Consider the following 19,918-nt stretch of genomic DNA (forward strand, 5'->3'; position numbering starts at 1 on the left):
GCGGTCGTCTAGTTCCAGCGCCTAGCCCCTCGGGGTCAAACAACCCTCAGAGAATAAAAGGAAAGACCGCCTTTTTTCTCTGAGGAACATTTGCCTGTCGGGGCTGACCAAGGCGCTTCCACTTTTGATGACAGGTGAGACCAAGGTTACGTACCCACTGGAACGTAACCCCGCAGGCAAATCTAGCTCCAGCGGCCAGCACCTAGCGGATTTCGGTCTCCTTCCTTGCGATAAGTCATCATCGAATCGCTTTCGCTCTTCGTGATTCCTTTATCTCATGCAGGAGCCCTACAATCCGTACGGTGCTGAACGGCCGCTTCCGCTTTTTATGAAGCCGAGGAGGCTCAGCGCCCGCCCCGCGGAGTCGTGCACCTGGAGCGGAAATCCTTTCTTTATACTCAGACACATTCTTTTGAAAAGAGCTTTTTATAAGGTTTTGTCCCAGCCTCTTTTTTGGTTGTCCTATTCTGTACATTCATTTCTCAGGTGTTAAAAGCATTATTATATCCATGCGGTTGGAGACTGTTTGTGGAAGTCAAAGTCTTTTGGACAGCCGTCAAGGAAGAAACTGTATTGTTTGTTAGATGGTCATATATACGTTCGTCAGGAAGCATTATTATTACGGAAGAGATTTTCTTGAGTAGAGGAAGACTTTATTTTATACTGAAAGGGTCAGCAAAGCTTGAAAGACGGTGCCGAATGTGAAAAATATGTACGATGTGCAGCAAATGTTAAAGAAGTATGGAGTTTTCATTTACCTGGGTGATCGAGCGGCAGATTTGGAAATGATGCAGGAAGAAGTGAGGGAGCTGTATCAAACAGGCTTGATCAGCCCTGCTGACTTCCAAACATCCATGCTTATTCTGCGAAGTGAACTCACAAAGGAAAACAATAAATAGAAACAGGGTGAAATTATTTATGTCAGATAAATGGCTTGTCGGTGTAGATTTAGGCGGAACCACAACTAAAATAGCTTTCATCAGTTTTTACGGGGAGATTGTACATAAATGGGAAATTCCCACAGATACCTCTGAAAATGGTAAGAATATCATCGTTGATATTGCAAAGTCGATCGATCAGCATCTGGACGAACTAGGAGAAACGAAATCTAAGCTGAGGGGTGCAGGAATGGGGGCACCGGGTCCTGTAGATATGGACAATGGCATTATTTATGAAGCGGTCAATCTGGGCTGGGAAAAGAATACCCCTTTAAAAGATCTGCTAGAAGTTGAAACGGGTCTTCCATGTGTCATTGATAATGATGCAAATTGTGCTGCCCTCGGTGAGATGTGGAAAGGCGCCGGAAATGGTGCAAAGGATATTGTAGCTGTAACCTTAGGAACCGGAGTAGGGGGAGGAGTCATCACGAACGGTGATATCGTCCATGGAAGTAAAGGTGCAGCTGGTGAAATCGGGCACATTACAGTAATGCCGGAAGGGGGCTTTCAGTGCAACTGCGGGAAGAAAGGCTGTCTGGAAACCGTCGCGTCTGCTACGGGTGTGGTGCGTTTGGCTCTCAAAGCTCTTGAAAAAAGCGAAGAAGCTTCTGTTCTTCGTTCACGCCTGCAGACTGAGGGAGTACTCAGTGCGAAAGAAATTTTCGATGCTGCACGTGAAGGAGATTTACTTGCAGTTTCAATCGTAGATGAGCTGGCTTTTTATTTGGGACTTGCGATTGCCAACTTGGGTAACGCTTTGAATCCCGACAAAATAGTATTGGGCGGCGGTGTTTCCAAAGCAGGGGAAATATTATTGAGCCCGGTCGATAAGTACTTTAACTCATTCGCATTCCCGACGGTTGCTTCCTCAACCGCCATTTCCATTGCCAGGCTGGGGAATGATGCAGGAGTGATCGGAGCCGCGTGGCTTGTGAAGAATAAACTTGGTTGAAAAACAGCCATATAATAGCGAGAAAAATTCACTTCAAAGAGTGCTGATCATAGACGATCAGCACTTTTTTTATCCCCTGGCAAAATAAGTTGAGAGTCGGATGGGAATTGCACCTGGAAATTTTTTTCCCTAAATGCAGGTTTTAAATTATAGTTCAGAGCAAATAATAAGCATTCACTGATTTTAGTGGGAAATTTTATCTCTGGCTTATTTGATCGACCAGGAGTATCATGGTGAACAATCATCTTTTCAATGAAAAGTGATAAAAGCTGTAGAAATCCTTATATCTAATTGAAAAAAACTAGTGATGTCATATTATCCCATTTATAAATCATAACATTACAAATATGTACTAGGGACAAGGGTGCTTAGTCTTGCTGTAAATTCGGCAGAAGAGGCTGAGACAAAAGAACGGACATTCACCTGAATTTGTTTGCGGGGAATGGGTATATGGTAGTGTTTATAAAAAAATGACCTTTATTTGAAACTTTTACCGGTTTGGCTCGTCTTATATAAGGGAATTGAAAATCACCCTAATACATTAGTATAAACTGTTTAAATTAACTTACAATTGACGGAATGTAAAAAAAGTATTAAGATATTGAATGATTATCAGATGGAGGCACCTGATAATGTAAAAATGAGTCAATGTCTTCCATCAAAAGGTTGTTGCGATTTAATACGCAGCAAGGAGGTAAAAAAATGAAAAACTTGAAAATGCCAAAAATCTCACTGGTTATCATTGCTTCAGTGTTACTCTGGCTAAAAACGTATATTGTCTATCAAACTAGTTTTGATATTAAAATTGAAAATCTGATGCAGGAATTCATCTTGCTCATAAACCCGTTAAGCTTTTTGCTCTTTATATTCGGGGTAAGCTTGTTCTTGAAGAGTGAGAAATCGAGGGTAAGGTACATTTTGATCACCAGCTTTGTCCTTTCCTTTATTCTCTACGGAAATGTCGCTTTCTACCGATTCTTTGACGATTTCCTGACACTGCCAGTATTGATGCAGACCAGCAACTTCGCAGACCTGGGTACGAGTGCCGGGGAGATCGTAAGCTGGTCAGACTCTTTGTATTTCATTGATACAGTAATTCTTGCCCTGTTGGTCAAATTTAAATCTTCCATGCTGGAAGTTAATACGTTCAGCAGAGTGAATAGAAGGGCTTACTTCTTTGTTGCAATAGCTCTTACGTTCTTCAACCTTGGTCTCGCTGAAGCTGAAAGACCACAATTACTGACGCGTACCTTTGACAGGGAAATACTTGTGAAAAACATTGGAACTTACAACTATCATATCTATGATGTGTTCCTTCAATCCAAATCTTCAGCACAGCGTGCGCTTGCAGACGGAAGTGAACTTGCCGACATTGATAATTATGTTCGTGCAAACCATACCAAACCTGATAATGATCTGTTTGGTGCCGCAAAAGGAAAGAATTTAATTGTCATTTCTTTGGAGTCGCTTCAGTCATTCCCGATCAACAACACTATGAATGGGGAAGAAGTAACTCCATTCTTGAACGATTTCATTAAAGACAGTTACTATTTCGATAATTTCTACCATCAAACGCAGCAGGGGAAAACATCCGACTCAGAGTTCATTCTGGATAATTCTCTTTATCCACTGAACCGAGGAGCGGTGTTCTTCACTCATTCCGGAAACGAATATCAATCCATGACAGACAGGTTGAATGATGAAGGTTATTTCACCTCAACGATGCATGCCAACAATAAGAGTTTCTGGAACCGCGATATCATGTATGACTCACTTGGATACGATAAGTTCTATTCACTGACAGAATATGAAGTTGATGAAGAGAACTCTGTTAACTGGGGAATGAAGGATACACCATTCTTCCTGCAGTCAGTTGAGCATATGAAAGAAATGGAAAAACCTTTCTATACCAAAATGATTACATTGACCAACCATTATCCTTTCTATCTTGATGAAGAGGATAAGTATATTAACGAATTTGATTCTAATTCAGGCACTTTGAATCGTTATTTCCAAACTGTACGCTACATGGATGAAGCAGTAAAAGAGTTCATCCAGGAATTGAAAGACAGTGGAGTGTATGATGATTCAGTAATCGTCATGTATGGTGATCACTATGGTATCTCTGAAAACCATAATGTTGCCATGAGCAAATACCTTGGAAAAGAAGTGGATCCTTTCGTTAGCACTCAACTTCAACGTGTGCCATTGATCATCCACATCCCAGGTATGGAAGATGGAAAGACAATTTCCAAGGTGGGAGGCCAAGTGGACCTTCGTCCAACCCTTCTTAACCTTCTTGGAATCGATTCAAAAGGAGATATTCAATTCGGTTCAGATTTATTCTCCAAAGATCGTGAGGACCTGGCTATCTTGCGAGACGGCCGTTTCATTACAAAGGACCATGTATATGCCGGTGGCGAGTGTTATAACAAAGAAACTGAGCAGCCGGACGATATGAAGTTCTGTGAACCTCTAATTGAAAGTACTCAGCAAGAATTGAATTATTCAGACCAAATCATTTATGGAGATTTGCTTCGATTCTACGAGCAAAAGAATGAAATGCGTTCTCCTGATGAAGAATAAGTAAAAGCCTGCGGACCCCTTCCGCAGGCTTTTTTTGTGGATGATAGGAGGGGGATAAGGAAAGGAACTTAGGTGGCTTTGGAATCCGGCTAAAGCGCACGTGGGCCCGTACCCACAGCTTTTTAGGTAATCCAGCTTCAACCCCAGACAGGTGGCAGATTTCGGTCTTCCTTATTGCTAATCTAGTGGCCAGGCTTCAACGACTAGCGGTCTTCCCTCCCCCTCCTTGCGATAAGTCAACATCAACTCACTACGTTCGTTATGTTGACTTTCCTCATACGAGATCTCTGCAATCTGGATAATGCTGAGCGGGAACTTACCTCTCTTTCTTGTCATCAATCATCATTTACAACATACATGTAGTAAGAGAGTTTGATTTCAGGAGGTATGAACAATGGAAGTACGAGTCAGAAGAGGCGATACTTTTTATTATTACAGTCAGTTGTTTTATCTTCCTCTCCAGCCCATTATTGATTCTAACTCTGAAGTATCCAGCAATTCACTGCAAATTGGTCAAATAATAAAAATTCCCGGTTTTTATATCGGACAGTATACAGTTCAGCAGGGAGATACATTCTGGGCAATAGCCAGAAGAAGGAACTTGTCAGTTGATGCTCTGCTTCTGCTGAATCAAAGCTTGAATCCTAATGCTTTACAGGTGGGAGAGAACCTGAACATACCCCTGAGGATTACACAGCCAGTGGTAATGGGACAGCAGGCGTACTCTTTTGATATTATGGATCGGGATATCAAAAGGTTGGAAAATGCATTTCCCTTTATTAGGGTCAACCAAATCGGTGAATCTGTCTTGGGGAAACCCCTTTATGAAATTCTTATTGGAAATGGTGAGAAAAAGGTGCATATCAATGCATCCTTTCATGCTAATGAATGGATTGCGACGCCCATTTTGATGCGGTTTATGAATGACTATTTATTATCTTTGGTCAATCGAGGAAGTATCAGAGGGGTTGTTACAGAGCCACTGTATTCAAAGGTTACCCTTTCATTGGTTCCGATGGTGAATCCAGATGGAGTGGATCTTGTGATTGAGGGGCCCCCTTCATCTTTAAGGGAAGAACTGATTGAGATGAACAAAGGAAAAACTAATTTTTCAGGGTGGAAGGCAAATATCAATGGCGTAGATCTGAACAATCAATACCCTGCAAAATGGGAATTAGAAAAGGAAAGAAAAGAGGAGAAGAGCCCTGCCCCGCGTGATTTCCCAGGCTATAAACCATTATCGGAACCTGAGGCTGCTGCGATGGCTGAGCTTGCAAGGAATGGAGATCTTGATAGAGTTCTTGCCCTTCATACTCAAGGAGAGGAATTTTATTGGGGATATGAAGGACTTGAACCTCCTGAATCCGAGATGCTCGCTGAGGAATTTGAAAGGGTAAGCGGGTACCGTTCGGTGAGATATATTGACAGCTATGCTGGGTATAAAGATTGGTTCATTCAAGAATTTCAGCGTCCTGGTTTTACTATAGAACTTGGGATGGGTATCAACCCTCTGCCTTTATCTCAATTCAATCGGATATATGAATCGGGACTTGGGATATTTCTTGTAGCAATCTACCGGTAAGTATATTGAAGATTGTTATATTGGCAAATGCGAGTTAAAATGTACTATAGTCATTTATTCTTATATCAAGGATGTAATTGTTTAGAGTGCTGCTTTCGAAAAATTTCAAGAGCCGGATTTTTTACTTGAAGAGAGTAACCCTTTTCTTTTCACATATATTTAAGTGAATTATGGCAGTCTTTTATAGAATTTTATATTGAACAGCAACTAAGTATACGAAAAGAACCTATATTAAAGGTTGATCAGAGGTCTATGTACCCTGACAGCCTTTTTTTAGAGCTTTTAAAAAGGGGCAAGAAAGCTCGTTATTATCTGCTTGCTTATCACAAATTAAGTATAGAAACTTGTGGTGTCTGTCCCGTTCATCACCTCTAATAGGGGAAGGAAGGCAGGCAGGGTAGAGGATAAGTTGTCATATTCTTTTAAAAAATTGAAACATTTTCGTGGAATTAACGTACTAATTAATAGGGAGTAAGAATGGGGGAGGGAATAAATATGAAAAAAACTTATAAGCTTTTTTACTTTTGTCATGCTTATTTCTATTAGCCTCATGTAGTGGCGAGACTCCTGAAAGTAATAAGTCGGAAGAAAAACCTGTTTCAGAAAACGAGCAGGTGAAGGATCAAAAAGAGGCTGAAAAAAAAGAATTAAAACCTCTTAAACTGGAGGAAACTTCTTTTCAAAGAGTTATAGACTGGATTGATAGTGACCGGGTCATTATTTTATCTAAATCCGGAAATGAGAATCAGTTACTGGATTATAATATTTTCAGTGGTGAACAAAATATTATATATTCTGATGAAGAGGTTATTGTGGATGCAAAGATAAGTCCTGACAGACAAAGGATATTGATTCACAGCGCCCCGCTTACTTATTCGGCCTCAATGACGATAATTGATCTAAACGGAGATGTGATTTTCGAAAAGGATATCGAGTCGTATGAAGTGGCTTTTGAATGGAATGACAGAAATCCTGATTTGTTATTTATATCCAGGTTTGCGGAGGATTGGACATTTGAGGTTATGCTGGCAGACTTGTCACAAGGTACTGTATCATCCGTGGACTCACCCCAGCCGTTTATTAAATGGGTTAATGAGAGCAGCTTCCTCTACCAGGAGTGGCCCGAGGAAAGCATCAGTCTAACAGCTCCTTTGTATTCCCGGAACCTGTATTCGGAAGAAAAAGTTCTTGTGGAAGAAGAAACGATTCACTTTGATACGCTGCCTCCTTACATACTATCAATCTCAATAGATGAAGGAACAGAAGGAAAGGCGGTTTATCAATTTATAACAGAAGAAGGAACGATAGCTTCCTCATTGGAACAGCCCCTGCTCAGCAGCTATTCTAACTGGGTGGTCCCTTATTATGATAAGATAGATTCTGAACGTACATTTGTCTCTTTGACCGCTGGCGAATCAATTCCTGAAGATTCCTATCAGGGTACATTCACATTGGAAAAGTGGAACATGAAAACGGGTCAGCGTGAACAAATACTGCACGGACTCCCAAATGAACCTCTTGAGTGTTCACCATCGGGGGATTATTGTTTAACAGGATATGAATTGAAGCAGGCCGTTGATCTGAAAAATAAAGAGGCAGCAGATTTAGTGATCATTAAATAGAAAGGATGATTTTTATGGCGATAGTGGATGTTACCGTTATCCCTATTGGGACTGCTACACCAAGCGTGAGTGATTATGTAGCGCAGTTACAAAAGATATTAAAAAGACATGAAGACGAAGGAACCATTTCCTTCAAACTTACTCCGATGAGCACTTTGATAGAGGGAGAGCTGCCGGATTTGTTCCGGATCGTGCAGGAAATTCATGAGGCCCCATTCAGCCAGGGAATACAAAGAGTTGCAACGAATATCAGAATTGATGATCGCAGGGATAAAAAAGAAAGATGGAGGATAAACTGACCTCTGTGGAAAACAAAATGTAAGGGTGTTGTTTTAATGAATCGGCAGCTTTGCGCAGACAAATAAAAAATGGAGCCGCTTGGCTCCATTTTTTATTTAGTGTCCGCCAGGATAACCTGAGTGAAGGACGGTCATGATTGTGAACCAGCCAAAAACGCCAAGTGTTCCTAATCCGAAAAGAATGCCTAAAGCATTTTTGTTTTTCAACGCACTTACGCTGGCGAATAGAGAAAGCAAAGTCACTAGAGCTGTAATGATAACAAAACCCATTGGTCAAAACTCCTTTCAAATTAATCCCCTTTTAACGGAAGTCCCAAAAGTGAGATAATATAATTAGCATATGTAATAATGTGCACTTACATTTATTTTATATTTTTTTATGCGTTTGTACAGTTCAAATGTTTGACACTTCTTTGTCCAATAATTCAATCCTTTAATATTTTTATGAAGTCGATTCTTCTATCCATTATTATGATAGATACAAATGCGGCAAAGGCTGGATAACTTCAACAAGAATGATTTTTATCCCTCCTGCTGGAATGATACAATAGAAACAAACGATTTTTGGAGGTGGCGCAGATGAGATGGAAGAGATTACCTTTAGGTCCTTTGCAAACAAACTGTTATTGTCTCTGGAACAATAAGAAAGAATGTGTCATTTTTGATCCAGGAGAAGAAGCGGGGAAACTTATCAATTGGCTGAAGGAAAATCAATTGAAACCTCTTGCGATACTGCTTACACATGCTCATTTTGACCATATTGGGGCAGTAGATAAGGTCAGGGAGAAGTACAATATCCCTCTTTATGTTCATGAAAAAGAAGCAAAGTGGCTTATGGAGCCGGCTCTGAATGGTTCTCAGCATTTTGCGATGAGCGGCTTGATGAGAATGAAGCCGGCGGATTACATAATAACCAATGAAAAGACTCTTTCCTTCGGGGACATCTCTTTGACATTATTCGAGACACCCGGACATTCTCCAGGCAGCCTTTCATATTATTATGAAGAGGAAGGGGTTGTATTTGCTGGTGATACTCTGTTCAAGGGCAGCATAGGGAGAACCGATCTGCCTGGCGGAAACTCCCGGGAATTATTAAAAAGCATCCATGATCATTTGCTGACTTTGCCTGAAGATACAATTGTTTTATCAGGGCATGGACCAGAAACGACTATAGCCGATGAAATGGATACAAACCCGTTCCTGAACGGTTTTTAAGGAGTCTAAAGGCAAACAGAAGACAAGAAGTAGAATCGAAGTTATCCACTAGTGTAAGACTTTATTATTCTCACCATAAAAAAATCCTTAAAGCTAAAAGCTTTAAGGGTTTTTTATTAGTGCGCTGCGCCTGGCGTCATCATGAAAACTGTCCAATATGTGAAGCCGGCAAAAAATACAGTTAAGTATCCGAAGAAAATATAAATATACATACGCTCAGATAATTTCAAGTAACCCAGCAGAATGAAGAATCCTGTTTGTCCCAAAAAGATCAGTGAAGTCGTTTTCATATCTCCCAGGAAAAACATGACTGCAAATATTCCAGTCCAAAATCCCAATACTCTGTACATACGATCCATATGTATCCCTCCTTTGCACCCTCAGTCCATCAATAAACATTATAAATGAAAAATCCATCAAAAGTAAATAATCTTTGTTGCCAGTTTGTGACGATTACGCAAACTGGCTGGAGATTTTCTTATGATTCCCTTTATTATACCCTTGCTGAAATAAGATTTACTCTTTAATTTCTTAAAATACTTGATTCTTAAGTATATCAAAAAATATTAAAGAAGAAATGTTATGTAGATTGCCGGGATTAAACTCATTAAGCCGAACTCACTGATTAATAAAGATGAAAAAATCAGAGCGGTAGGCGGCCGGAATATACGGCTTCTGAAGGCAGTGCACTCTTCTGGCGAAAATAAAAATAAAAAAGTCAGATATATTGGTGTACATTAGTTATACAGGTGGTATACAATAGGTATATAAATTAAACGATTTTAAATTTGTCCACTATTAGGGAGGTTGTAAGGATGAACAAGTTAACGTTTTTACTTATCCCAGCTGTACTTCGTGCCGAAAAGCAAAAAAATGGCTGAATTCCAATTCTATTGATTTTGAAGAAAGACATATTTTCAGGGAAACTCCAACCACACAGGAAATTATAGATTTACTCTCCATGACGACGAATGGAGTTGATGAGATTCTCGCCACCCGCAGCCAGAAATATAAGGCACTGGGAGTCGAATTAGAGGACCTTAGTTTATCTGAAGTTGTGCGGCTGATTTCAGAAGAACCTAAATTGCTGAGAAGGCCGCTGCTTACAGATGGAAAGAAGCTTGTTGTAGGATATGATCCGGAGGGACTCAGAAGTTTAACAAATAAAAGGGCGATGTATGAGCTGACCGTCTAGGGAATATCTCTAATGTCCTTCACTTCATTCCTCATTTCCTATTTCTTTTCTAGATCCCGCAAGTTATGTTCTTAATTTCCCGTTTCTTGGTCAACAAAGAGAGGAAGATTCCATTTCTGGAACCTTCCTCTCTTTTTCAATACTGGGCTAGCTGGATTCGAACCAACGCGTGTCGCAGTCAAAGTGCGATGCCTTACCGCTTGGCTATAGCCCACTGGTTGAGAACGTTACATTACTAGTATGAAAAAAAATAAAAAATATACACAAAAAAGAAGGGGAAATTAAAATCTTGTCGAATTTCTGTACTGAATAAATGAAAGGTGGTGCAGCCAATATACTACTCAATTGAAGCTTTAGCTGATTCGGTCTTGAAAAAAGCCGTATCTAAGAACGTCACAGACATCCATTTGTTTCCCCGTAAGGAAGATTACCTCATGCAGCATCGAAGCAATGGGATCCTCACCCCTAATGTTAGTATTCCCCTGCCAGAAGGAGACCGCTTGATTTCACACTTTAAATTTATGGCATCAATGGACATTGGTGAAAAGAGAAAGCCCCAAAGCGGATCTTTCACGGTCCAAATGATGAATGGAATCCTCGACCTCCGTATTTCCACCTTGCCTACTACCGGCTTGAAGGAAAGCCTTGTGATCCGTATCCTCCCTCAGCAATTGAACATGCCTCTGGAAAGATTAGCTCTGTTTCCATCTTCTGCCCGAAAACTCCTTGCTTTATTGATGAATTCCCATGGCCTGCTTATTTTCACAGGACCGACTGGCAGCGGGAAGACTACAACCCTTTATTCCCTTGTAGAACATTGCTCGTCCGTGTTACAAAGAAATGTGGTCACCTTGGAAGATCCAGTGGAGAAATTCAATGATTCCCTAATCCAGGTACAGGTAAACGAAAAGGCGGGTGTAACTTACTCCGCCGGTCTTCGTGCCATACTCCGTCACGATCCCGATATCATAATGGTAGGGGAGATAAGGGATGAAGAAACGGCAGCGATTGCAATACGTGCAGCCCTGACCGGACATTTAGTCTTATCGACCCTCCATACCAGAGATGCAAAAGGAGCTGTCTATCGGTTGATGGAGCTTGGGATACAGTGGCATGAAATCCAGCAAAGCCTGATTGGAGTTTCTGCACAACGGCTCATCAACCTGGTTTGCCCTTATTGCGGGGACACCTGCACAGAAACTTGCGAAAAAGATCCACGGGAGAAAAGGGCGGCAATCTATGAAATATTAAGTGGAAAAGCATTGAATGAAGTCCTGAAAGAAGCGAAAGGAGAACGCGCACACTATTACTACCCCACCCTGACAACTTTGCTGCGAAAAGGCTGTGCCCTTGGATATATTCCTGAGCGGGAACTGAACAGGTGGAAAATTGAGTGAAAAAGACTATAAAAGATCATGGAACCTTTTTAAAGCGACTGGGAGAACTTTTGTCCAACGGCTACTCTCTGACAGATGCCATCGAATTTGTGTTTATTGGACACTATAAGGCTCAAGGTGCCATCAGACTCATGATGTTGTCTCAGCTGCAGAATGGATCGTCCCTCTCAGCTGTCCTTCAGTCTTCCGGTCTGCCTCTTCATGTATGTTCGCAGATTTATTTTGCTGAAAGACATGGCAGAATTGCGGAAACGCTTATTCAGGCAGGTGAATATTTGACCGCCAGAAAAAAGGATAGAGAAGCCTTAATGAAAGTGCTGACCTATCCTCTCGTCCTGATTATTATATTGATCGGCGTAATGATTTTACTCAAGAGTGTTCTTTTCCCTCAATTTGAAATCCTGTATTCTTCACTGGATTATACCCCTGAAAATAACTTGCGTTTATTCCTCAACATTTTCGAGAACCTTCCCGCCATTTTTTTGGCTCTTTTAGTTGCCTCAATGACTGCAGGCGGGATCATTTATCTGCGATTCCAATCTTATACCCCTTTAAAGAAAGCAGAGCTGCTTCTCCGGGTCCCATATGTTTCTCGATATATTAGATTGCTGTATACACAGTTCTTTTCAAGGGAAGTGAGCTTCTTATTGAACAGCGGGATGTCAATCAATCAAGCACTGACAGAAATGGAGAGCCAGACATACAGGCCGTTATTCGAGGAAGCTGCAGGGCGCATGATTCAAGACTTGAAAATCGGAAAGAGCTTTCCGGAAACGATCGAGTTCTTCGGACTGTTTACTGATGGATTTTTAGAAGTAATAAGACACGGTGAAAGGAGAGGCCAGCTGCCCCAAGAGCTTTTCATCTACAGCCAATTTTGTATGGAAACCCTCGAGGAAAGCGGCAAGAATATGCTGACAGTCATCCAGCCTGTAGTATTTTTGTTCATAGGTCTGTTTATTCTTCTTATCTACTTTTCTGTCATGGTACCGATGTTTCAAGTGATGCAGTCTTTGGGTTGATTGAACTGGTGTTTATACAAAACTGTGTCGACAGGAAGCCAGGTTTACTCATAGGCCTGCATCCATTGAATAATATGTGTCCAAGAGGCCGGCTTGAGGACATGAAGAACAGCATTCCTAGAAGGTGTCCCCCAAAGAGCCGTTTAACTGCATGAAAACGGCCATCTTGGAAGCAGAACCCCTCCAGAAGACTGCTGAGTGACGAGCGCTCACCCAGTACCCATCATCCAACAAAAATATCCCATATAAGGCTATCTAACCAGAAATAAAATAATTTTTAAAAAAGGAGTTACTCAAAATGATAAATAATGAAAAAGGCTTTACCCTTATTGAAATGATGATCGTCCTGTTAGTAATTTCAGTCCTGCTGTTCATCACGATTCCCAATGTCACAAAACAGGGTACATCCATCAACAGCAAGGGCTGTGAGGCTTTTGAGAATATGGTCTCAGGGCAGGTTGAAGCCTATCGGATGGAAGAAAAAGCCCTTCCTGCTGATCTCGAAGCGCTGATTGATAAAGGGTATCTAAAAGACGATTATCAACAGTGTCCTGATGGAAGGTCTATCACCATTAACAGCGAAGGAGAGGTTATCGTTGGAAGTTAATGTGAAGGGAGAACCAAATGGATATACCATGCTTGAGATGCTGCTTGTTTTATCAATATCCATTACTCTTCTTTTCTTCACCTCATTCAGCATCCTTCCTTTTCGTGAAGCTCTAACGAAGAAGAACTTTGTTTCCACCCTGATGGCGGATCTTTACTACTTACAAAGTTATGCTATAAACCAAAAAGAAAAAGTTGTATTGCAATTTTATCCCTTTGAAGGCAAGTACTCTGGAAAAGTCTATGGAGGGAAGAGCTTATTAGTAAGAACACTGCCGGATGGAATATCCCAGGCCCCTAATTCCTCATTGGAAAAGATTGTGATTCATGCGAATGGGAACACGGATAAGTTCGGAAGTATTTATTATGCGGCCGGTGAAGAACAGATAAAGCTGTCTTTCCAGATTGGGCAGGGGCGGTTCAATGTTGAACAATGAAGAAGGATTTGGAACTGCTGAGGCACTGGTGGCGATCTCGTCCATTTTTGTTGTTGTGCTTACTTTCGTTCCTTTTATAATCGATTTGGTGGCTGATCTAGAGGAAAAAGAAAGTGCTCTGACGGCTGCCAGAATCCTATATGAACATTTGGAGGAAGACCTTTTTTCCGGCAGTACAGCCAGTCATCTTTATGAAAGGGATGGGCGGCTATATGAGATCGTTAACAATACGGAAACTGGAACACTCTGCATTAAATACCAGGAGTACTTTGGAGGCCGCCAAAGTTTCTGCCTATCGAAGGATGTGAGAGGGTGAGGGACCAAAAGGGGTATACCCTGCTGCATGCTGTCTTCACACTAAGTATTTTTCTGCTGGCTGCCATTTGCACTCCAGTCATTTTTAATGCTGTATCATATGCGGAAAACAGGCTGAGTCCCTCCAAAGAGTATGAATGGAATTTATTCAGCCAGCAATTCAGGCAGGAGTTCCATGGTTCGGAGGATATAAAGGTTAATGACTCATCAATTGTTTTCAGTAAAAACGGTGAAGTGATTTTATATGAAAGATACGGGGATTTCTTGAGGAGGAGAGTGAACCGGCGGGGGCACGAATTAGTTCTTGGTCCCTTGCAGGCATTAGAATTTTCCCCGTGTAAAAACGGAGTGGAAATAAATGCAGTTTTTGAAGGGGAGGCTGAAAAGACAGGGAGGTTCTTTACTTATGCTAAATGAAAAGGGCTATATTCTGCCGTTTGCCATGCTGCTCACAACATCCATTTTAGCTTTCTCTGTTACAGCTGCATCTGTATTTATCTCCAGGTACTCATACTTGGACGTTATGGAGACTGGTTATAAAAGAGAAAGCATGCTGCTTTTCACGATTGACAAGCTTATGGAAGAAGATCACCCGGTGAATGGTTTTTTCACATACCCTGATGGTATAGTACGATATAAGGTGGTTGAAGAAGTGGATGTCAGTACTTTGATTCTTACCACAGAGACGGATGAAAAGATATATAAGCCGGTTTTTGTTACTTACTTAAATAATACAAAGGAAATTCTTGATTGGGAGCAGGGATAACATGATTTTTTTGATAGGGTTTATGGGTTCTGGCAAGTCGACTATAGGAAGAGAGCTTGCAAAAGAATTAAACTGTGACTGTTTGGATACCGATCAGTTGATTGAAGAAAAGCAGGGAATGACAATCAAGGAGATTTTCAATCAGTATGGAGAGCATAGATTCAGAGAGATCGAAACGGAAGTTCTCAAGGAGTTGAAGGGCGGACAACAGTGTATAGTCATGACCGGGGGAGGAATGGCAGAGAGGAGAGAAAACCGCGAATTGATGAAGCGCAATGGGAAGGTGATCTGGCTGAATTGCAGCTTTGAAGAAACAGCCAGACGGATTGCCGGAGATCATGCAAGGCCGCTTATCAGGGAGAAGGGAATGGATGGTTTGAAGTCGCTGTATGAAAGAAGGGTGCCCTTCTATCAAGACGCCTCTGATTTTGAAATAGAGACAGTTGGATTAACGATTGAAGAAACAGTAGAAAAAATACTAACTGAATTACTTTAAAGGTCCCAACTTAGTTCTTGGTCTATAAGCGACTAATGAACATATAAAACTTATGGGTATTTACTGAAAAAGGCTTAGAGGTTTTTTGCATCTCTAAGCCTTTTTCACATTGTAAAGAGTTATATGGTCTTCAGTTTACCATTTTGTATCTCGCAGGCAAAGCCGCAGAGGATACTCTCTGGTTTAAAGTTATAGACACGTGGTGACACTATTGGTGAAGCTCTTAAGGATGGTGGAATCTATGTCAATTAATGATTATGTGAAATATGTGACTCAAACAGCGGTCAGGCACTTTGAGAAAACACCCCAGGAAAGGAAAACCATCAAGCAGCTGAGGAAGACGGAGAAGCAATCCTTTTTGTTCCGCTGGTTTGGTGTCATCCCCTATGCTTTAATGTTCTTTTTAAGAAAAATAAGAAATCGGGATCGAAACTCAACTGTTTCCATCCCTTTTTTTATGTCTACTGGTTGAGATAAAATAGTCCTCCGTTAATAATCTCCACTTTAATTTTTGGTTCGTATTGTTCAGAGAGTGCTTGTTTTTCAACAAAGTAGGATTCAGGCTTTTCTTCCATCCCTTCATAGAATTGATCCAGCAGATCCAGATCCTCCTGCCAACGTACTCTTGCGGACTCTGCCCAGTCCGTCGGCTGTGAGAGAAGTTCTTTTTGAATTTGTGAACGAATCCGGGCAATTCCGCTCGCTGGCTTGATAATCGGAGTCAGGGTGAAGGAAAAATCCGGTATTTTAGGAGTTAGGGTTTTTTTCATGAGGTCCCTATGGAAATTCTCCCGCATGGCTCCATTAATAAGGTTAAGTCCGATTGATTTTAGTAAGTCTTTCTTGAGATCGCATTGATAGGAAATCTTGATATTTAAACCGAGCCACGGATGCAAGGGTGTTTGCTTCCCGGTCACAGCCGCCCTGTTTTCATAAAGGCGGGTATAGCTCGCCAGCTGCCGGGCTGAGCGGAAAATCTGATGTAGGCGGGGTGAACCGAAATGCAGCACTTCGCCTTTAATTGTATCGGGTGCCTTCTCCTGGTTGGTAATCAAACACAGTCTCATCGGATTAGGGATCCCGCCGGTCTTCTCAAGATAATGCCAATAAAATGGACGGTTCATCAATTCTTTATCCATCTCGATTGTAAGTTGAACATCCATATAGCCTTGCTGGTTTTCAACTATCTGGCACTCATTGGCAGTGAAGTAACGCTCAAGAAATTGATGAATTTCGTTTTGCTGCATTTTCCTGCTCCTCCTTCATCGTTTCTGCAAACTGTATCATTGCCGACAAATTATCCATCTTGATCTTCATTTCACCTTGAGAGCGGGATTTGGTGAAGATATCCTCCATGTGATCCTCGAATTTTCCGAAATCAAGCTTTGTCAGGATATCATCAAGCTGGCCAATGACTTTTTCAAAAAGAGTTATTTTTTCATAGAGCAGTTTCAATATGTGCTCTTCGACTGTATTCTTCGTGGCAAAATTATAAATATGGACATCTTTAGTCTGGCCGAGCCTGTGGACCCTCCCGATTCTTTGTTCGAGTCTCATCGGATTCCAGGGAAGGTCGAAGTTGATGATATGATGGCAGAATTGAAGGTTGATACCTTCTCCACCGGCTTCTGTTGCAATCAGTACTTGCGCATGATTTTTAAAAAGTTCCCGCATCCAGTCTTTCTTTCCTCTCTTGAATCCCCCTCTGAATGGAACGGAGCTAATGCCGTTTTGTTTGAGAAACCACTGGAGGTACAGTTGGGTCGCCCGGTATTCTGTAAAGATGATGACCTTGTCATTTACAGACTGGATTATCTTAAGTGCCTCTTGGGCCTTGGAATTACTTTGAACATTTTCAACCTTTTTCATTAATCCATTGACCCTTTCGGTGAGAAGGGGTGAAGGATGTTCTTGGCGTTCCAGCATATTTTTCAGAGTATAGAAGACGGCCTCACGGCTGCTGCATGCTTCTCTTTGCAGAGTCAACAGAGAAAAGGAACTTGATGCCCATTCGTCATGAGGCCCTTTAAGCACGTTGAAACTGTCATAAAGATCTCTTTCCTGTTCAGTGAAATCAATGAGGACGGTTTTGACATGCCGTTTAGTCCATTCAATACCGGTGTCGCTTCTCCGGTTGCGAATCATCACCTTATTGACCAATTCCTTCAGGTGAGCATCATTCCCGACAGACCGCGACCCTTTTTTGTATTTCTCGGTAAACCCTGATTCATTCCCCAGGTGTCCCGGTTTTAATAGAGAGACCAGGTGGAATATTTCTTCTACACGATTCTGTATGGGTGTGGCAGTGAGAAGAAGGCAGAACTTCTTCTTCAGGTTTTGAACAAACTCGTAATTCTTCGTCTTATGGTTCTTTAATTTATGGGCTTCATCTATAATCACAAGGTCGTAGTCCTGTTCATAAACCTTTTCTCTATGAGGACTTCTTTTCGCTGTGTCTATTGAGGAAATGACTATATCGCATTGATCCCAGACATAGCTTTTCCTCTGGGCCACTGCCGGAATAAAGAATTTCGAGTTCAGTTCTATTGCCCATTGAGAAACAAGGGATGCCGGGACGAGGATCAATACTTTCTTGACCAGTCCCCGAATCATGTATTCTTTTAAAATAAGTCCGGCTTCAATGGTTTTTCCAAGTCCCACTTCATCTGCTAATATCGCTTTCCCATTCATGGACTCCACCACTTGTCTGGCAACTTCAAGCTGATGGGGAAGGGGAGTAAGATTAGACAAATGTTTCGGTGCCTGCAGCCCTTCAAAGTTCGGAATAACCGTATGTTCCTCAACCTCTACCGCCAGCTTGAACAGATCCCAATCTGCCCATGGGCCATCCTTCTCGATTCGGGAATCGAATTCCAGGTACCAGCTGTCATCGAATAATACTTCTACGTCCATAAAAACAACTCCTTATTTTAATCATAAAAATGATTGCCGAAAATGCTTTGTTAATGATAGGATGTAAGTAGATTTTTAAAGTTTAGAAATTTGTAAAAAACCGAACATTCTATTTCGAGCAGAATTCTTTATATTGTTAGTATGACCAATTTATTCAATGAATATTGGCGAATGAAAGCAAGAGGAGAGACTGTTGGATGACAGCGCCGAAGGAGCAAGCAAATTTCTTGTGAATCTCTCAGGCAAAAAGACTCTTGCCGGACGCATCTCTGGAGAGTGTTTCAGTTTTACGAAGCCACCCACGAAGAAAGCCATCAAGATGGTAAACTTTCAGGTGAAAGGACAGAGGATCTCTTAACAGGGGTTTTTCTGTCCTTTTTTGTGTGTTTGAATGACATCTCTTGTTAACCGGTCGGGACTAGTAAAGAAGGTTCGTAGAATGAAGATATCAGGCAAAGGGGGAAATATAATGGCAGAATTGAAACGAACGCCTTTATTCCAAGTCTACAAAGAAAATGGCGGGAAGTGCATCGATTTTGGCGGATGGGAGCTGCCTGTCCAATTCTCAAGCATTAAAGAAGAACATGAAGCGGTGCGCACCAAAGCCGGCTTGTTTGATGTATCTCATATGGGAGAGATTGAAGTCAAAGGCAGGGGTTCACTCGATTATCTTCAAAAAATGATGACAAATGATATTTCACGCATCAAAAATGGCGGTGCACAGTATACAGCCATGTGCTATGAAAACGGGGGAACCGTTGATGATCTGCTGGTCTATAAGATTGAGGATCACCATTACCTCCTGGTTGTCAATGCCTCAAACATTGAAAAAGACTATCAATGGCTTCAAGATCATGCGGTTGAAAATGCTGAACTGAAGAATTTATCCGAAGAATACGCTCAATTGGCGATTCAAGGACCACTTGCAGAACAAATCCTGCAAAAGCTGGCTAAAGGCACGGCCTTAAGCGATATCGGATTCTTTAAATTCCAAAACGAAGTAGACTTAAATGGTATCAAGTCCCTTGTATCCAGAACGGGTTACACAGGCGAAGATGGATTTGAAATCTACTGCCCGGCCGGAAGCGCTGCAGATCTTTGGAAAGCGATCCTGGAAGCAGGAGAGCCTGAAGGAATCCTGCCATGCGGTCTTGGCGCCCGTGATACTCTTCGTTTTGAAGCGAACCTTGCCCTATATGGACAAGAGCTCTCTGCGGATATCACTCCGATAGAAGCAGGCATCGGTTTCGCGGTGAAAGTTGATAAAGAAGCCGATTTCTTTGGAAAAGAAACATTGGCTCAACATAAAAAAGAGGGAGCTCCCCGTAAACTTGCCGGGATTGAAATGCTTGAGCGCGGAATTCCTCGTCACGGCTATAAAGTCTATGCCAATGACGAAGAAATTGGCGAAGTCACGACAGGCACACAGTCTCCTACACTTAAAAAGAATATCGGGCTTGCTCTCATTAAATCTGAATACAGCGGCCTTGATACAGAAGTATATGTTGAGATCCGCAACAAGAAGATTAAAGCTAAAGTAGTGCCAACACCATTCTATAAAAGACCAAAGAAGTAGC

Annotated in this window: 21 protein-coding genes, 1 tRNA gene, 1 pseudogene and 2 riboswitches; of the genes and pseudogenes, 18 read left to right on the forward strand and 5 right to left on the reverse strand. The window is 41.6% G+C overall.

From position 1 onward, the window contains the following. Positions 1 to 701 precede the first annotated feature (701 nt). The 6 genes from B9Z54_RS23885 to B9Z54_RS23910 all read left to right on the forward strand — a co-directional run bounded on the left by B9Z54_RS23885 (position 702) and on the right by B9Z54_RS23910 (position 7,979). Positions 702 to 899, forward strand: coding sequence for a YqgQ family protein (locus B9Z54_RS23885; protein WP_113930845.1), 198 nt, complete (start codon positions 702 to 704; stop codon positions 897 to 899). Between the two features lie 19 nt (positions 900 to 918). Next, entirely contained in the window at positions 919 to 1,890 is a 972-nt protein-coding gene (locus tag B9Z54_RS23890; RefSeq protein WP_113930846.1) for an ROK family glucokinase, read from the forward strand. Positions 1,891 to 2,592: 702 nt separating this feature from the next. Beyond that, on the forward strand, positions 2,593 to 4,476 hold the full coding sequence (locus B9Z54_RS23895; protein ID WP_113930847.1) for an LTA synthase family protein: 1,884 nt from the start codon (positions 2,593 to 2,595) through the stop codon (positions 4,474 to 4,476). A 394-nt stretch (positions 4,477 to 4,870) separates the two neighbouring features. Further along, positions 4,871 to 6,058: a M14 family metallopeptidase gene (locus B9Z54_RS23900; RefSeq protein WP_113930848.1), complete on the forward strand. Its 1,188-nt coding sequence runs from the start codon at positions 4,871 to 4,873 to the stop codon at positions 6,056 to 6,058. A gap of 614 nt (positions 6,059 to 6,672) precedes the next feature. Then, on the forward strand, positions 6,673 to 7,680 hold the full coding sequence (locus tag B9Z54_RS23905; protein ID WP_113930849.1) for a YqgU-like beta propeller domain-containing protein: 1,008 nt from the start codon (positions 6,673 to 6,675) through the stop codon (positions 7,678 to 7,680). 14 nt (positions 7,681 to 7,694) lie between these two features. Next, positions 7,695 to 7,979: an MTH1187 family thiamine-binding protein gene (locus tag B9Z54_RS23910; protein ID WP_113930850.1), complete on the forward strand. Its 285-nt coding sequence runs from the start codon at positions 7,695 to 7,697 to the stop codon at positions 7,977 to 7,979. A 96-nt stretch (positions 7,980 to 8,075) separates the two neighbouring features. Here B9Z54_RS23910 and B9Z54_RS23915 read toward each other — a convergent pair whose 3' ends face one another. Then, positions 8,076 to 8,249 (reverse strand): DUF2759 domain-containing protein, encoded by a 174-nt coding sequence (locus tag B9Z54_RS23915; RefSeq protein ID WP_113930851.1) that lies wholly within the window; start codon positions 8,247 to 8,249, stop codon positions 8,076 to 8,078. Positions 8,250 to 8,558: 309 nt separating this feature from the next. Between B9Z54_RS23915 and B9Z54_RS23920 the strand changes: the two genes are divergently transcribed. After that, positions 8,559 to 9,194 carry an MBL fold metallo-hydrolase gene (locus B9Z54_RS23920; protein ID WP_113930852.1) on the forward strand — a complete coding sequence of 212 codons (636 nt, stop codon included), beginning with the start codon at positions 8,559 to 8,561 and terminating at the stop codon, positions 9,192 to 9,194. A gap of 116 nt (positions 9,195 to 9,310) precedes the next feature. On the opposite strand, the gene B9Z54_RS23925 is transcribed toward B9Z54_RS23920, so the two are convergent. After that, complete coding sequence (locus B9Z54_RS23925; RefSeq protein WP_006837891.1) at positions 9,311 to 9,553, reverse strand: DUF2626 domain-containing protein; 243 nt, start codon at positions 9,551 to 9,553, stop codon at positions 9,311 to 9,313. A 476-nt stretch (positions 9,554 to 10,029) separates the two neighbouring features. Here B9Z54_RS23925 and B9Z54_RS23930 point away from each other — a divergent pair. Then, positions 10,030 to 10,389 (forward strand): annotated as a pseudogene (locus tag B9Z54_RS23930) (Spx/MgsR family RNA polymerase-binding regulatory protein); the annotation flags it as partial. A 142-nt stretch (positions 10,390 to 10,531) separates the two neighbouring features. Here the strand turns inward: B9Z54_RS23930 and B9Z54_RS23935 are convergent. Beyond that, positions 10,532 to 10,603 (reverse strand) — tRNA-Gln (locus B9Z54_RS23935). A 106-nt stretch (positions 10,604 to 10,709) separates the two neighbouring features. Here B9Z54_RS23935 and comGA point away from each other — a divergent pair. The 9 genes from comGA to B9Z54_RS23980 all read left to right on the forward strand — a co-directional run bounded on the left by comGA (position 10,710) and on the right by B9Z54_RS23980 (position 15,900). After that, complete coding sequence (comGA, locus tag B9Z54_RS23940) at positions 10,710 to 11,786, forward strand: competence type IV pilus ATPase ComGA (RefSeq protein WP_113930853.1); 1,077 nt, start codon at positions 10,710 to 10,712, stop codon at positions 11,784 to 11,786. Further along, positions 11,783 to 12,808, forward strand: a complete 1,026-nt coding sequence (gene comGB, locus B9Z54_RS23945) for a competence type IV pilus assembly protein ComGB (protein WP_113930854.1) — start codon at positions 11,783 to 11,785, stop codon at positions 12,806 to 12,808. The genes comGA and comGB overlap by 4 nt, the downstream gene beginning before the upstream one ends. 298 nt (positions 12,809 to 13,106) lie before the next feature. Further along, complete coding sequence (gene comGC / locus B9Z54_RS23950; RefSeq protein WP_148953090.1) at positions 13,107 to 13,415, forward strand: competence type IV pilus major pilin ComGC; 309 nt, start codon at positions 13,107 to 13,109, stop codon at positions 13,413 to 13,415. Then, a complete protein-coding gene (gene comGD / locus B9Z54_RS23955; RefSeq protein WP_113930855.1) occupies positions 13,405 to 13,851 on the forward strand; it encodes a competence type IV pilus minor pilin ComGD in 447 nt (148 codons plus the stop codon). Before comGC ends, comGD begins: the two co-directional genes overlap by 11 nt. Next, positions 13,838 to 14,167 carry a hypothetical protein gene (locus B9Z54_RS23960; RefSeq protein WP_113930856.1) on the forward strand — a complete coding sequence of 110 codons (330 nt, stop codon included), beginning with the start codon at positions 13,838 to 13,840 and terminating at the stop codon, positions 14,165 to 14,167. The genes comGD and B9Z54_RS23960 overlap by 14 nt, the downstream gene beginning before the upstream one ends. Further along, on the forward strand, positions 14,164 to 14,583 hold the full coding sequence (gene comGF, locus B9Z54_RS23965; RefSeq protein WP_162785351.1) for a competence type IV pilus minor pilin ComGF: 420 nt from the start codon (positions 14,164 to 14,166) through the stop codon (positions 14,581 to 14,583). Before B9Z54_RS23960 ends, comGF begins: the two co-directional genes overlap by 4 nt. Next, entirely contained in the window at positions 14,573 to 14,932 is a 360-nt protein-coding gene (gene comGG, locus B9Z54_RS23970) for a competence type IV pilus minor pilin ComGG (protein ID WP_162785352.1), read from the forward strand. Before comGF ends, comGG begins: the two co-directional genes overlap by 11 nt. 1 nt (position 14,933) lies before the next feature. Next, positions 14,934 to 15,428, forward strand: a complete 495-nt coding sequence (locus B9Z54_RS23975) for a shikimate kinase (RefSeq protein ID WP_113930859.1) — start codon at positions 14,934 to 14,936, stop codon at positions 15,426 to 15,428. Between the two features lie 241 nt (positions 15,429 to 15,669). Beyond that, the gene (locus B9Z54_RS23980; protein WP_113930860.1) at positions 15,670 to 15,900 is read left to right on the forward strand and encodes a YqzE family protein; all 231 of its coding nucleotides are present in this window, start codon (positions 15,670 to 15,672) and stop codon (positions 15,898 to 15,900) included. On the opposite strand, the gene B9Z54_RS23985 is transcribed toward B9Z54_RS23980, so the two are convergent. Further along, positions 15,890 to 16,675: a YqhG family protein gene (locus B9Z54_RS23985; protein ID WP_113930861.1), complete on the reverse strand. Its 786-nt coding sequence runs from the start codon at positions 16,673 to 16,675 to the stop codon at positions 15,890 to 15,892. The genes B9Z54_RS23980 and B9Z54_RS23985 overlap by 11 nt on opposite strands. After that, a complete protein-coding gene (locus B9Z54_RS23990) occupies positions 16,644 to 18,341 on the reverse strand; it encodes a DEAD/DEAH box helicase (RefSeq protein WP_113930862.1) in 1,698 nt (565 codons plus the stop codon). Before B9Z54_RS23990 ends, B9Z54_RS23985 begins: the two co-directional genes overlap by 32 nt. Before the next feature lie 171 nt (positions 18,342 to 18,512). Continuing rightward, positions 18,513 to 18,605, forward strand: a riboswitch (glycine riboswitch). Positions 18,606 to 18,608: 3 nt separating this feature from the next. Further along, a riboswitch (glycine riboswitch) is annotated at positions 18,609 to 18,689 on the forward strand. A gap of 121 nt (positions 18,690 to 18,810) precedes the next feature. Here B9Z54_RS23990 and gcvT point away from each other — a divergent pair. Next, on the forward strand, positions 18,811 to 19,917 hold the full coding sequence (gene gcvT, locus B9Z54_RS23995) for a glycine cleavage system aminomethyltransferase GcvT (protein WP_113930946.1): 1,107 nt from the start codon (positions 18,811 to 18,813) through the stop codon (positions 19,915 to 19,917). Position 19,918 lies beyond the last annotated feature (1 nt).

This window comes from Bacillus sp. P14.5, assembly GCF_003316765.1.
Classification (GTDB): domain Bacteria; phylum Bacillota; class Bacilli; order Bacillales; family Bacillaceae_B; genus Rossellomorea.

Coding starts and splice junctions, on each gene's coding strand:
- B9Z54_RS23920 (WP_113930852.1), top strand. CDS start 8,559: ATGAGATGGAAGAGATTACCTTTAGGTCCTTTGCAAACAAACTGTTAT.
- B9Z54_RS23895 (WP_113930847.1), top strand. CDS start 2,593: ATGAAAAACTTGAAAATGCCAAAAATCTCACTGGTTATCATTGCTTCA.
- comGC (WP_148953090.1), top strand. CDS start 13,107: ATGATAAATAATGAAAAAGGCTTTACCCTTATTGAAATGATGATCGTC.
- B9Z54_RS23980 (WP_113930860.1), top strand. CDS start 15,670: ATGTCAATTAATGATTATGTGAAATATGTGACTCAAACAGCGGTCAGG.
- B9Z54_RS23990 (WP_113930862.1), bottom strand. CDS start 18,341: ATGGACGTAGAAGTATTATTCGATGACAGCTGGTACCTGGAATTCGAT.
- B9Z54_RS23975 (WP_113930859.1), top strand. CDS start 14,934: ATGATTTTTTTGATAGGGTTTATGGGTTCTGGCAAGTCGACTATAGGA.
- B9Z54_RS23915 (WP_113930851.1), bottom strand. CDS start 8,249: ATGGGTTTTGTTATCATTACAGCTCTAGTGACTTTGCTTTCTCTATTC.
- comGG (WP_162785352.1), top strand. CDS start 14,573: ATGCTAAATGAAAAGGGCTATATTCTGCCGTTTGCCATGCTGCTCACA.
- B9Z54_RS23890 (WP_113930846.1), top strand. CDS start 919: ATGTCAGATAAATGGCTTGTCGGTGTAGATTTAGGCGGAACCACAACT.
- B9Z54_RS23985 (WP_113930861.1), bottom strand. CDS start 16,675: ATGCAGCAAAACGAAATTCATCAATTTCTTGAGCGTTACTTCACTGCC.
- B9Z54_RS23910 (WP_113930850.1), top strand. CDS start 7,695: ATGGCGATAGTGGATGTTACCGTTATCCCTATTGGGACTGCTACACCA.
- B9Z54_RS23900 (WP_113930848.1), top strand. CDS start 4,871: ATGGAAGTACGAGTCAGAAGAGGCGATACTTTTTATTATTACAGTCAG.
- B9Z54_RS23960 (WP_113930856.1), top strand. CDS start 13,838: ATGTTGAACAATGAAGAAGGATTTGGAACTGCTGAGGCACTGGTGGCG.
- B9Z54_RS23925 (WP_006837891.1), bottom strand. CDS start 9,553: ATGGATCGTATGTACAGAGTATTGGGATTTTGGACTGGAATATTTGCA.
- gcvT (WP_113930946.1), top strand. CDS start 18,811: ATGGCAGAATTGAAACGAACGCCTTTATTCCAAGTCTACAAAGAAAAT.